This window comes from Mizugakiibacter sp. (assembly GCF_039680435.1).
GTDB lineage: Bacteria > Pseudomonadota > Gammaproteobacteria > Xanthomonadales > Rhodanobacteraceae > Mizugakiibacter.
In genome coordinates, this window is sequence record NZ_JBDKSX010000066.1 from 17,975 (window position 1) to 30,492 (window position 12,518).

At 71.5% G+C, this 12,518-nt stretch carries 12 protein-coding genes; 7 read left to right on the plus strand and 5 right to left on the minus strand.

The features are described 5' to 3' along the window. Positions 1-15: 15 nt before the first annotated feature. Entirely contained in the window at positions 16-1,614 is a 1,599-nt protein-coding gene (locus ABFC67_RS07140; protein ID WP_346737300.1) for an electron transfer flavoprotein-ubiquinone oxidoreductase, read from the minus strand. 137 nt (positions 1,615-1,751) lie between these two features. On the opposite strand from ABFC67_RS07140, the gene ABFC67_RS07145 reads away from it, so the two are divergent. Together ABFC67_RS07145 and ABFC67_RS07150 are read left to right on the plus strand one after the other, a co-directional pair. Then, positions 1,752-3,161 carry an amidase gene (locus tag ABFC67_RS07145; protein ID WP_346737301.1) on the plus strand — a complete coding sequence of 470 codons (1,410 nt, stop codon included), beginning with the start codon at positions 1,752-1,754 and terminating at the stop codon, positions 3,159-3,161. Between the two features lie 81 nt (positions 3,162-3,242). Next, positions 3,243-3,854 (plus strand): alpha-ketoglutarate-dependent dioxygenase AlkB, encoded by a 612-nt coding sequence (locus tag ABFC67_RS07150; RefSeq protein ID WP_346737302.1) that lies wholly within the window; start codon positions 3,243-3,245, stop codon positions 3,852-3,854. 152 nt (positions 3,855-4,006) lie between these two features. On the opposite strand, the gene ABFC67_RS07155 is transcribed toward ABFC67_RS07150, so the two are convergent. From ABFC67_RS07155 to ABFC67_RS07170, 4 genes are read right to left on the minus strand one after another with little or no spacing between them, the layout of a single operon-like run. Beyond that, positions 4,007-4,639, minus strand: coding sequence for an ABC-type transport auxiliary lipoprotein family protein (locus ABFC67_RS07155; RefSeq protein ID WP_346737303.1), 633 nt, complete (start codon positions 4,637-4,639; stop codon positions 4,007-4,009). Next, complete coding sequence (locus tag ABFC67_RS07160) at positions 4,636-5,580, minus strand: MlaD family protein (protein WP_346737304.1); 945 nt, start codon at positions 5,578-5,580, stop codon at positions 4,636-4,638. The genes ABFC67_RS07155 and ABFC67_RS07160 overlap by 4 nt, the downstream gene beginning before the upstream one ends. Before the next feature lie 33 nt (positions 5,581-5,613). Beyond that, complete coding sequence (locus tag ABFC67_RS07165; protein ID WP_346737305.1) at positions 5,614-6,429, minus strand: ATP-binding cassette domain-containing protein; 816 nt, start codon at positions 6,427-6,429, stop codon at positions 5,614-5,616. Next, the gene (locus ABFC67_RS07170) at positions 6,426-7,574 is read right to left on the minus strand and encodes an ABC transporter permease (RefSeq protein ID WP_346737306.1); all 1,149 of its coding nucleotides are present in this window, start codon (positions 7,572-7,574) and stop codon (positions 6,426-6,428) included. Before ABFC67_RS07170 ends, ABFC67_RS07165 begins: the two co-directional genes overlap by 4 nt. 104 nt (positions 7,575-7,678) lie before the next feature. Here ABFC67_RS07170 and gcvT point away from each other — a divergent pair, with 104 nt between their 5' ends. The 5 genes from gcvT to ABFC67_RS07195 all read left to right on the plus strand — a co-directional run. Next, positions 7,679-8,764: a glycine cleavage system aminomethyltransferase GcvT gene (gcvT, locus tag ABFC67_RS07175; RefSeq protein ID WP_346737307.1), complete on the plus strand. Its 1,086-nt coding sequence runs from the start codon at positions 7,679-7,681 to the stop codon at positions 8,762-8,764. Positions 8,765-8,835: 71 nt separating this feature from the next. Further along, on the plus strand, positions 8,836-9,222 hold the full coding sequence (gene gcvH, locus ABFC67_RS07180) for a glycine cleavage system protein GcvH (RefSeq protein ID WP_346737312.1): 387 nt from the start codon (positions 8,836-8,838) through the stop codon (positions 9,220-9,222). A gap of 74 nt (positions 9,223-9,296) precedes the next feature. Then, positions 9,297-10,652, plus strand: a complete 1,356-nt coding sequence (gene gcvPA / locus ABFC67_RS07185; protein WP_346737308.1) for an aminomethyl-transferring glycine dehydrogenase subunit GcvPA — start codon at positions 9,297-9,299, stop codon at positions 10,650-10,652. A gap of 352 nt (positions 10,653-11,004) precedes the next feature. Beyond that, the gene (gene metJ, locus ABFC67_RS07190; protein WP_346737309.1) at positions 11,005-11,478 is read left to right on the plus strand and encodes a met regulon transcriptional regulator MetJ; all 474 of its coding nucleotides are present in this window, start codon (positions 11,005-11,007) and stop codon (positions 11,476-11,478) included. A 334-nt stretch (positions 11,479-11,812) separates the two neighbouring features. Next, the coding region (locus ABFC67_RS07195; protein ID WP_346737310.1) for an energy transducer TonB at positions 11,813-12,518 on the plus strand (706 nt) is incomplete at its 3' end.

Consider the following 12,518-nt stretch of genomic DNA (forward strand, 5'->3'; position numbering starts at 1 on the left):
GTCCCCCTATTCCGTTCACAGGTTCTGGTAATTCGGCCCCGACCCGCCTTCCGGCGTCACCCAGGTGATCACCTCGTAGGGATCCTTGATGTCGCAGGTCTTGCAGTGCACGCAGTTGGCGGCGTTGACCTGCAGGCGCCGGCCGTTCTCGTCCTCGACCATCTCGTAGACGCCGGCCGGGCAGAAGCGCGTGCAGGGGTTGCCGTATTCCTCGGTGCAGCGGGTCACGCAGACTTCGGGGTCGGTGATCACCAGGTGCACCGGCTGGTCCTCGTCGTGCTGGGTGGCGGCGAAGTAGACGCCGGCCAGGCGGTCGCGCGGCGGCAGGTCGCGCTCGACGTAGTCGCGCTTCGGCGCTTCGTATTCGCCGAGCTTGTACAGCGTGGTGTAGTCGGCCTTGTTGCGCCAGGTCCACGGCGAGAGGCCGTCGGTGATCGTCTCCCAGGCGGCGTTGAGCATGCCGAAGTACACGCCCTTCTTGAAGCCGGGCTTGACGTTGCGCACGCGGCGCAGCTCGTCCATCGCCGGCGAGGCGCGCAGGCGCGCGTCCCAGCCGGCCGCGGTGTTGTTCTCGACGATGTGCTCGGCGGCCAGCATGGCGGAGCGGATCGCCTGGTGCGTGCCCTTGATCTTCGGCACGTTGAGCAGGCCGGCGCCGTCGCCGATCAGCAGCGCACCGGGCATCTCCACCTTGGGCAGCGACTGCCAGCCGCCGGTGACGATCGCGCGCGCGCCGGCCGACAGGATCTGCCCGCCCTCCAGCAGCGGCTTCACGTGCGGGTGGTGCTTCCACTGCTGGAACGCCTCGTACGGCTGGTACAGCGGATCGGTGTAGTCGAGCCCGGAGACGTAGCCGAGCGCGATGCGGTCCTTGTCGAGGTGGTAGAGGAAGCTGCCGCCGTAGGTGCGGCTGTCCGCCGGCCAGCCGACCGAGTGCACGATCTTGCCGGGCCTGACGCGCCCGGCCGGCACCTGCCACAACTCCTTGATGCCGATCGAGTAGGTCTGCGGGTCGCTTTCCGCGTCGAGGCGGTATTTCGCCACCAGCCGCTTGGTCAGGTGGCCGCGCGCGCCCTCGGCGAGCACGGTCAGCGGCGCCTTGATGTCGATGCCCTGCGTGTAGCCGGGCTTGTGCGAGCCGTCCTTGGCCACGCCCATGTCGCCGATGCGCACGCCGCACACCGCGCCGTGGTCGTCGTACAGCATGTCGGCGGCGGCGAAGCCGGGGTAGATCTCGACGCCCAGCGCTTCGGCCTGCGGCGCCAGCCAGACGCACAGCGCGCCCAGCGAGACGATGAAGTTGCCGTGGTTCTTCATCTGCGGCGGCGTCGGCAGGCGCATGCCGCCGGACTTGGTCAGCCACCAGAACTCGTCCTCGGCGGCGGGCACGCAGACCGGCGGCGGGTTGTCGCGCCAGCCGGGCAGCAGCGCGTCCAGCGGCTGCGGCTCGATCACCGCGCCGGACAGGATGTGCGCGCCGATCGTCGAGGACTTCTCGATCACGCACACGCGCGCGTCGGGCTTCAACTGCTTCAGGCGGATCGCGAAGGCGAGGCCCGCCGGGCCGGCGCCGACGGTGACGACGTCGTATTCCATCACTTCGCGTTCGCTCATGGCGGGCTCCGCTCTTGCGTAGGCTGAAACGGCCCGATTGTCCGGGTTCGCGCGCGCAGCGGCAACGCCATGTTCGCATTAGCATCGTTTTAGCATTCGGCTACGCCATAATCCGCCGGTCCCAAGGAACCCTCTGCATGCATGCGATCCCCGAAGCGAGCCTGTCCCCGCAAACCCTGCGCGGCGCCAGCCTGATCCAGACCCTGCACTGGCTGGCGCTGGGACGGGTCGGGGTCGGCGAGCTGTGCGCGACCTATCTCGACGCGATCGCGCGGCTCGATCCGCAGCTCGGCGCCTTCGTCGACGTGCGTCCGGCGCTGGTGCGCGAGCAGGCCGAAGCCGCGGACCGGCGCCGCCGCAACGGCGTGCTCGGTCGCCTCGACGGCATCCCGGTCGCCGTCAAGGACAACCTCGACATCGCCGGCTGGCCGACCGCCGCCGGCCTGCCCGGGCGGCGCGAACGCGTCGCGCAGCACGACGCGCACGTGGTCGCGCGGCTGCGCGCGGCGGGCGCGGTGCTGCTCGGCAAGACCAACATGGACGAAGGCGCGCTCGGCGCGGTGACGCGCAATCCGCACTTCGGCCCCACCCACAACCCGCACCGGCACGGCTACACCGCGGGCGGCTCCTCCGGCGGCTCGGCGGCGGCGGTGGCTGCCGGTCTGGCGGCGGCGGCGATCGGCTCGGACACGCTGGGCTCGGTGCGCATCCCGGCCAGCTACTGCGGCCTGTGCGCGCTGAAGCCGACCCACGGCGAGATCTCCGCGCGCGGCCTGGTGCCGGCGGCGCGGCGGCTGGATGCGGTCGGCCTGCTGGCGCGCAGCGTCGGCGACCTCACCGTGTTGCTGCAGGTGCTGGCCGGCTACGACGCCGACGATCCGCGCTCGCGCCGGCGCCGCGTCGCGCTGGCGCTGCCCGACTGGGAGCCGGGTCGGCTTCGCACCGGCCTGCTGCCGGACCTCGCCGCGATCGGCGTCGCGCCCGGCGTCGCCGCGGTGTTCGGCGAGGCGCTGGCCAGGCTCGAACGCGAGCTGGGCGAGCGGCGCACGGTGGATTTCGCCGACTGGAATTTCGCGCATACGCGCCGTGCCGGCCTGCTGCTGATGGAAGCGGAGATGCTCGGCACCTTCGCCGACGACCTCGCCGACGCCGGACGCCCGGTGTCGGCGGAATTCCGCCACATGCTCGAGTTCGCGCGCGGCAAGAGCGCCGCCGACTACGTCGTCGCCGACCGCCTGCTCGACCAGGCCACGCTGAAGGCGCGCCGCCTGTTCGCGCAGGTCGACGTGCTGGTGTTGCCGACCACGCCGCAGGGCGCGTTCCCGCTGGACGCGCCGGCGCCGGCCAGCCAGGCCGACCTGACCGGTTTCGCCAGCCTCGCCGCCTGCCCGGCGGTGAGCATCCCGATGGGCACGCTGCCGGACGGCCTGCCGATCGGCCTGCAGTTCGTCGGCCCGCCCGGCTCCGACCTGCGCCTGCTGGAACTGGCCGAGGTGTGCGCGTCGGCACTGGATGCGGCGCCGGAGTTTCCGGTGGGCGCGCGCTGAGCCGGCGTCGCGGTTGAGGCCGGGGCGCCAGGGTCGCGGCCGCGGCCGATGGCTGCGTTGCGTTATGAGCGAATGACGCGCATGCCCGAACACATCGCCTTGCCGCGCTGGCAGGCGCTCGACCTGCCCGGCGCCGACGTGCGCCTCGCGCCCGGCTGGCTGGCGCGCGCCGAGGCCGACGCGCTGTTCGCCGAACTCGTCGACGCGATCGCCTGGGAGCGCCATCGCGTGCGCATCTTCGGCCGCGAATTCGACGCGCCGCGGCTGTCGTGCTGGATCGGCGATCCCGAAGCCGCCTACACCTACTCGAAGGTGCGCTTCGAGCCGCGGCCGTGGCCGCCGGCGCTGGCGGCGCTGCGCGCGCGCGTGGGCGAGGCGTGCGGCGAGACGTTCAACGGCGTGCTCGCCAACCTCTACCGCGACGGCGCCGATTCGATGGGCTGGCACGGCGACGACGAGCGCGAGCTGGGGCCGGCGCCGGTGATCGCCTCGCTCAGCCTCGGCGCGGTGCGGCGCTTCCGTTTGCGGCACAGGCGCGATGCCTCGATCGCGCTCGCGCTGGAGCTGCCGCACGGCAGCCTGCTGCGCATGGCCGGCGCCACCCAGCGCCTGTACCGCCACGACCTGCCGAAGACGCGCGCCGCGGTCGGGCCGCGCCTCAACCTCACCTTCCGCCGCATCCTCCTCGCGTAGGGCGGATCCGCGGCGCAGCCGCGTATCCGCCTCCGTGCGGCGGCTTGGGTCGGACTTCTCATCCGAACCGATCTACGCGGCGGAAGCGCCGCTGCGCGATGATTCCGCCCTACGCCTGCGCGACGAGCGCGGCCACGACGTGCAGCCGCGGCTCAATGCGGTGCGGCGGTCGTCTGCCGGTCGCGCGCGCCGGCGTCGATGGCCCAGGCGCCGACCTGTGCGGCGAGCGCGTCGCAGGCGCGGCCGAACGCGGCGACGACCTGCGGCACGGCCGTGCCCTCGGCCGCCTGCTCGGCGGCGAAACTGCGCGTGGCGACGGCGCGGTTGCGGGCGGCGTCGACCAGGATCGCATCCAGGCGCACCACCGCCACCGGCCGGCCGTCGCGGTATTCCGACTGAAACGCGCGCAGCTGCGATTCGAGGCGGTACTCGGTGTACAGGCCGTCGCTGTCGCCGCTGACGCCGGCGAGACGGCCGCCGGCGCGCAGGCTGTCGATCAGGCGGTCGCGCAGCAGCCGCGGCGCGGGCGCATTCCAGCGCGCGCCCTTGTACACGGTAATGCGGCCCGGTTCCGGCACCACGGCGATGCGGCTGCCGTCGAGCATGCGGTCGGCCTGCGGGGTGTCGACGCGGAGCTGCCAGGGCAGCGGTGCCGCCCCGGCCTGCGGCGCGGCGGCGGCGGCCGGCAGCAGGTAGACGTTCGGACTTTCGCGCGGCGGCAGCACCGAGCAGGCGGCCAGCGCGGCGAGCGCGAACAGGGCGGGCGGCAGGAGCAGGCGCTTCATTTGGGCTCGAACTCCTTGCTGTGGTCGCGGCCGAGCAGGAAGCCGGCCGGGTTGTCCTCGAGGCGGGTGGTGACGCGGCGCAGCGACTGCAGCGCGTCGCGCAGTTCGCCGATCGCCGGGCCGAGCTGGCTCAGCCCCTGCACGCCGCTCTGCAGCGCGCCGCGGTTCTGGCCGAGCAGCGCGTCCAGGTTGGCGCTGGCGCGGTCCAGCGAGGCCATCGCGGCGCGCGCGCTTTCCAGCGTGGCCTTGCCGTCGCCGTCCAGCAACTGCTGGCTGCTGCGCGCCAGCCCGTTCACCCCGCTGAGCGCGGCGTTGAGTTGGCGGCTGGCCTGGGCGAGCTGCTGCACCAGCGTGCGGATGTCTTCGCGTTCGCCGGCGACCGCGCCGGTGGCCTGGTCGAGGTGGTCGAGGGTGCGGCCGATGCGTTCGATGTTGTCCTCGGACAGCACGTCGCGCACGCGGTAGAGGATGTCGTTGAGCGTGGTGACGATGTCCTCGCTGGAGCTGAGCAGCTTGGCCAGCGCCGAATTGTCGGCCTCGATCTGCGGCACCGGATGCGCGCGCGTCGCCAGCAGCGGCGGGCTGCCGGGCGAGCCGCCGGTGAGCTGGATGAAGGCGACGCCGGTCAGGCCGAGCAGGCCGAGCTTGGCGCGCGTGTCCTGCTTGACCGGCGTGCCGGCGCCGACCTGGATGCGCGCCAGCACCTTGCGCGGATCGGCCGGATCGAGCCTGAGCTGCGCCACCTCGCCGACCTTGATGCCGTTGTACTGCACCATGCCGCCCTTGCTGAGGCCGGTCACCGCCTCGGAGAACACGATATCGTAGTAGGCGTACTCGCGGTCCGCGCGGGTCTTGCCCAGCCACAGCGTGAACAGCAGCGCGGCGAACACCACCAGCAGGGTGAACGCGCCGACCAGTACGTGATGTGCCCGGGTTTCCATCGTTGCGCCTCCGAACAGGGCCTCGTTTCGCGCTCAACCGGCCGGCGGCTGCGCGCGCGGTCCGGCGCGGCGTTCGCCGCCGCGCGCCGCCTGCGCGGCGCGGCCGCGCGGACCGTGGAAATAGTCGCGCACCCACGGGTCGTCGCAGCGTTGCACCACGTCCAGCGTGTCCGCGACCAGCACGCGCCGGTGCGCGAGCACGGCGACGCGGTCGCAGATCGCATACAGCGTGTCGAGGTCGTGGGTGATCAGGAACACGGTCAGGCCGAGCGCGTCGCGCAGCGTGCGCACCAGTTGGTCGAGCGCGGCGGCGCCGATCGGATCGAGCCCGGCGGTGGGCTCGTCGAGGAACAGGATATCCGGGTCCAGCGCCAGCGCGCGCGCCAGCGCGGCGCGCTTGCGCATGCCGCCGGAAAGCTCCGCGGGGTACTTGCCGCGCGCCTCGGCCGGCAGTCCGGCGAGCTCGATCTTCAGCGCGGCGAGCCGCTCGGCGTCGCGCGCGCTCAGCGCGGTGTGCTCGCGCAGCGGCACGCAGACGTTCTCGGACACGGTCAGCGAGGAGAACAGCGCGCCGTCCTGGAACAGCACGCCGAACCGGCGCTCGATCCGCGAGCGCCGCTGCGGCGGCAGCGCCAGCAGATCCTCGCCGAACACGCGGATGCTGCCGGCGTCGGGGCGGCGCAGGCCGACGATCGAGCGCATCAGCACCGACTTGCCCGAGCCGGAGCCGCCAACCACGCCGAGGATCTCGCCGCGGTAAAGGTCGAGGTCGAGGTTCTCGTGCACGGCATGCTCGCCGAAGCGGTTGACCAGGCCGCGCACCTCGACCACCGCCTCGCGCGCATTCACCAGCCCATCTCCATGAAGAACAGCGCGGCGAGCGCGTCGACCAGGATCACCACGAAGATCGCCTGCACCACGCTGGAGGTGGTGCGCTCGCCGACCGACTCCGCGCTGCCGGCGACCTTGAAGCCTTCCAGGCAGCCGATCACGCCGATCAGGAACGCGAACACCGGCGCCTTGCCCAGGCCCACCCACAGGTAGCGCAGCGGCGTGTCGGCCTGGAACATCGACAGGAACATGCTCGGCGAGATGTCCAGCGACACCATGCACACCAGCCCGCCGCCGACGATGCCGGCGAGGGTCGCCAGGAACGTCAGCATCGGCAGCGCCAGCACCAGCGCCAGCACGCGCGGCAGCACCAGCAGCTCGACCGGGTCGAGGCCGATGGTGCGCATCGCGTCGATCTCCTCGCGCGCCTTCATCGAGCCGATCTGCGCGGTGAACGCGCTGGCGGTGCGCCCGGCCAGCAGGATCGCGGCCAGCAGCACGCCGAACTCGCGCATGAACGAGTAGGTGACCAGGTCCACCGTGTAGATGGTGGCACCGAAGTCCTCCAGCACGGTGGCGCCGAGGAAGGCGATCACCGCGCCGACCAGGAACGACAGCAGCGCGACGATCGGCACCGCGTCCAGTCCGGTCTGCTCGAGGTGGTGGACCAGCGCAGTCATGCGCCAGCGCCGCGGCTGCGGCAGGTTGCGCGCCAGCGTCTCCAGGGTCAGGCCGACGAAGCCGAGCAGCATGCGCGCCTGCTTCCACAGCGACTCGGTGGCGCGGCCGACGCGCTCGACCATGTCGACGAAGCCCGTGCTGCGCGGCGCCGGCGGCGGGTGCGCGAACAGTTCGTGCACCGCGCAACCGACCGTGGCCAGCAGCGCGCGCTGTTCGGGGCGCAGCGCCGACTGCTCGACGAGCGCGCCGAGGCGCTCGGCGCCGATCAGCAGGGTCAGCAGGCCGGCGCCGGCGGTGTCCAGGCGCGCCAGCGGGGACAGGTCGTAGCGCGGCGCCGCGGGCAGCCGCGGCCGCAGCGCCGCCAGCGAGGCTTCGATCGCCTCGAAGTGCGCCAGGATCCAGTCGCCGCTGATGCGGACCACCGCCTGGCCGTCGGCGTCGGCCACGAGTTCGGCGCGGCCGGGAAAGGCGTCGCGGCTCATGTCGCAGAGGCTAGCAGCTCCGTCGTCGCGCCGTCATGCGTGCCGGCGCTTGGATTGCGGCCGTGCGCCGCCGATAATGCGCGTTTCCCCCGCCCGGCCACGCCATGACCCAGCACACCGTCCTCAACGCGACCCACCGCGCGCTCGGCGCCAAGATGGTGGACTTCGGCGGCTGGGACATGCCGCTCAACTACGGTTCGCAGATCGAGGAGCACCATGCGGTGCGCCGCGACGCCGGCATGTTCGACGTCTCGCACATGACCGTGGTCGACCTGACCGGCGCGAACGTGCGGGCGTTCCTGCGCAGGCTGCTGGCCAACAGCGTCGACAAGCTGAAGGTGTCGGGCAAGGCGCTGTACTCGTGCATGCTGAACGCCGACGGCGGGGTGATCGACGACCTGATCGTCTACTACCTGACCGAGGACTTCTTCCGCGTCGTCGTCAACGCCGCCACGCGCGACAAGGACCTGGCCTGGATCGTCGCGCAGGCGCAGCCGTTCGGCGTGGCCGTGAAGGAGCGCGCCGACCTTGCCATGATCGCCGTGCAGGGCCCGAACGCGCGCGCCAAGGTGCTCGGCCTGCTCTCGCCCGAGGCCCGCGCCAAGGCGGAGAAGCTCGGCAAGTTCGTCGCCTGCGACGGCGACGGCCTGTTCATCGCGCGCACCGGCTACACCGGCGAGGACGGCTTCGAGATCATGGTGCCGGAGGCGCAGGCGATCGCGTTCTGGAACCGCCTCAAGGACGCCGGCGTCGCCCCGGCCGGCCTCGGCGCGCGCGACACGCTGCGCCTGGAAGCCGGCATGAACCTGTACGGCCAGGACATGGACGAGACGGTGACGCCGTACGAGGCCGGCCTCGCCTGGACGGTGGCGCTGGACGAGGGCCGCGGCTTCACCGGCCGCCCGGTGCTGGAGCGCGAGAAGGCCGAAGGCCCGAAGCGCGTGATGGTCGGCCTGGTGATGGACGAGAAGGGCGTGCTGCGCCACGGCCAGAAAGTGCTGACCGCGCGCGGCGAGGGCGAGATCCTCTCCGGCACGTTCTCGCCGACGCTGGGCAAGGCGATCGCCTTCGCGCGCGTCCCGGCCGGCGACCCGGGCGCGGTGCGCGTCGACATCCGCGGCCGCGAGGTGCCGGTGCGCATCGTGAAATATCCCTTCGTGCGCGACGGCAAGCCCTGCGAGGGCGTCTGAGCCGCGCGCGGACCCGCCGCGGGCTGATATAGAATGCCGCGGCCCAGCATAGGACCCATGCCACGAGCGAGATCCCCGGCGATCTGAAGTTCCAGAAGAGCCACGAGTGGGCGCGCGTCGAGAGCGACGGCACCGTGACCGTGGGCATTTCCGACCACGCGCAGAGCCTGCTCGGCGACCTCGTCTACGTCGAACTGCCGGGCGTCGGCGACCGCGTGCAGGCCGGCAACGCCTGCGCGGTGGTCGAGTCGGTCAAGGCCGCCTCCGACGTCTACGCGCCTGTCAGCGGCGAAGTCGTCGCCGTCAACGAGGCGCTGAGCGACAAGCCGGAGACGATCAACGAGGACGCCTACGGCGAAGGCTGGATCTTCGTCGTCAAGATGGAGAACAAGGACGACCTCGCCGAGCTGCTCGATCCCGACGCCTACGCCGAGTTGATCGAAGGCGAAGAACACTGAGCGGCCAGCGCGCCGTGCAGCACCGCCGGCCGCATTCGCGGCCGGCGCCGTTTTGAGATCCGGACACCGCCACCATGCCCTTCATCCCCCATTCCCAGGCCGACGTGCGCGCCATGCTGAAGACCATCGGGGTCGACGGCATCGAGCAGCTTTTCGACGAGATCCCCGCCGAGCTGAAGGCCGGCCCGCTGCAGCACGTGCCGGTCGGCATGAGCGAGATGGAGGTGACGCGCCTGATGAAGGCGCGCGCCGCGCAGGACGAGGTCGAACTGAATTTCGCCGGCGCCGGCGCCTACGAGCACCACATCCCGGCGGCGGTGTGGGCGATCGTCGGCCGCGGCGAGTTCTACTCGGCCTACACGCCGTACCAGGCCGAGGCCAGCCAGGGCACGCTGCAACTGATCTACGAATACCAGAGCATGATGACGCGGCTGACCGGCATGGACGTCAGCAACGCCTCGCTGTACGACGGCGCCACCGCGCTGGCCGAGGCCGTGCTGATGGCCGAGCGCTGTGCCAGGAAGGGGCCGCGCCGCGTGCTGGTGCCGAAGAGCGTGCATCCGGCCTATCGCAAGACGCTGAAGACCATCGTCGGCCTGCAGGGCATCGAGGTGGTCGAGCTCGACGTCGACGCGCACGGCGGCCACCTCGATCCGGCCTGGCTGGCGGCGCAGGATTTCGGCGCGTTCACCGCACTGGCGATCCCGCAGCCGAACTTCTTCGGCGTGCTGGAGGACACCGACGCGCTGACCGACTGGGCGCACGCCAAGGGCGCGCTGGCGATCGGCGTGGTCAACCCGCTGTCGCTGGCGGTGCTGAAGGCGCCGGGCGAGTGGGGCGCCACCGGCGCCGACATCGTCTGCGGCGACGGCCAGCCGCTGGGCGTGCCGCTCAGCTCGGGCGGCCCGTACTTCGGCATCCTCGCCTGCAAGCAGGAGTTCGTGCGGCAGATGGCCGGGCGCATCGTCGGCCGCACCACCGACCTCGACGGCAAGGAAGGCTTCGCGCTGACCCTGCAGGCGCGCGAGCAGCACATCCGCCGCGCCAAGGCCACCTCCAACATCTGCACCAACCAGGGCCTGCTGGTCACCGCCGCCACCATCCACATGGCGATGCTGGGGCCGGAGGGCGTGCGTCGCGTCGCCGCCGCCAGCATGCGCAACACGCGCGCGCTGCGCGATCGCCTGTGCGCGATTCCCGGCGTGACGCCGCTGTTCGCGCGGCCGTTCTTCCACGAGGTCGCGCTGAAGCTGCCGCTGCCGGCGAGCGTCGTCGTCGAGCGCCTCGCCGAGCAGCGCATCGTCGCCGGCTTCGCGCTCGGCGAGGAGTACCCGCAGCTCGGCGACGCGCTGCTGGTGTGCGCGACCGAGACCAAGACCGCGGACGATCTCGACCGATTTGCGACCGCGTTGGCGAACGCGCTCGGCTGAGTCCGCGGCGCCCGTCCGGTCGCGACAGAACCGCCGCGCACGCAGGTGCGCGGCGGTTTTGTTTTGCGTGCCGCGCGCGTGTTCCCGTGGCGTGCAGGACATCGCGCGGAATCGCTGCAGGCCTTGTGCGGCAAGCCCTGCAGCGATTCCACGCACTCCGCAGCGAGCAATTCATATGGACGTCCATACGTCCGCCGCGCGTTGCGCGTGCGCGTCGCCGTGCGCTCGCGGCAGGGCATTCCGGCGCGCCCGCGGGGGTTCCGTAAGGCCCTAATTACACGCGCGAAATTTATTGACAGCACGTTTGGACAGGGCTAGTTTCTGCGCCCGACGGCTTGTGTTATGGAAAATCATGGCGGCAGTGCGGTACATCAAACCGTATATCGAGCACGGCGCGAAGGCGGGCGCGGTGAAGAAGATCACCGTCTCGGTTCCGCTCCACGTGCTCCAGCTGCTTTCCGACGAGCGCACCCGGCGCCAGGTCAACAATCTCCGGCACGCCACCAACAGCGATCTGTTGTGCGAGGCGTTCCTGCACGCTTTTACTGGGCAACCACTGCCAACTGACGAGGAGCTGAGACGAACCATGGCTATGACCAAGAAAGCTGCGAAGAAACCTGCCGCGAAGAAGGCGGCGAAGAAGTCCACTGCCAAGAAGGCGGTCCGCAAGACCGTGAAGGCCAAGGCCACCACCGCGCGCAAGACCTCGGCGGCGAAGAAGCCGGCGCGCAAGAAGGCTGCGGCGAAGAAGACGGCCAAGAAGCGCACCGTGCGCAAGTCGGCGGCCGCCAAGGTCAGCCGCGCCACCAAGGCGGCGAAGAAGTAAGCGAAGCAAGCCGTACGCAACACGCTTTACCCGCAAGACAACAATACGAAGTCGATCGACTCTCTCCCTGCGGTATGCCCAGCGCAGGGAGAGTATTTCGAGGAGCTACCGCTTCGCCCCGGCCCCGCCGGGGCGTTCCGTTTTCAGGGGCGTGAAACCGCCCGCGCGGCGCACCGCCGCCGCGATGCGCGCGGCCGGCATGCGGCGCGGCGTTGCCGGCGCCGCATGTTGGCGGTAAGTTTGCGACACCGCGCTGCGGCGGACCTGGGGTCCGCGGTTCCATGGGGAACACAGGGGGCGCGGAAATCCGTCCCACTTCCGCATGCGACCGACCATGACTGCCCGCCACTCCGCTTCCGCTTCCCGCCGCGCGCGCGGCGTCGCCGCGCCGGCGATCATCGCCGTGATCGTCGTCCTGGCGATCCTGCTGGCCGCGTACTTCTTCTACTTCAGGCCCCGGCAGGCCGCCGCGCCGACCGCCGCGGAGGGGCCGGCGCAGGCCGCCCAGCAGGCCGCCGGTACGGCGGTGCCGCCGAGCGTCGCCAACCTCAGTGTCGGCGACCTGCTGAAGGAAGCGCGCAAGGCGATGCACGAGCAGCGCCTGCTGGCGCCGGCCGGCAACAACGCGTTCGAGTTCTACCTGAACGTGCTGCAGAAGGAACCGAACAACCCGGTGGCGCAGGATGCGCTGCGCGAGACCTTCCCGTTCGCGACGTCCGTCGCGGAGCAGGAGATCAACCAGCGCAATTTCGCCGAGGCGCAGCGCGAGATCGACCTGCTGTCGAAGGCCGATCCGAACAATTACACGCTGACCATCCTGCGCTCCAAGCTGGACGCGCAGCGCAAGCTGGCCGACCGCGAACAGGAGCAGCAGCAGCGCCAGCAGCTCGCCGAGCAGCAGGCGGCGCAGCAGAAGCAGGCGGCGGCGACGACCCCGGCCGCGCCCGCGCCCGCGCAGGCTTCGGCACAACAAAGCGCAGCCGCGGCGCCCGCGCCGGCCGCGCCCGCGCCGGCCCGACCCGCGGCGCCCGCGCCGCAGC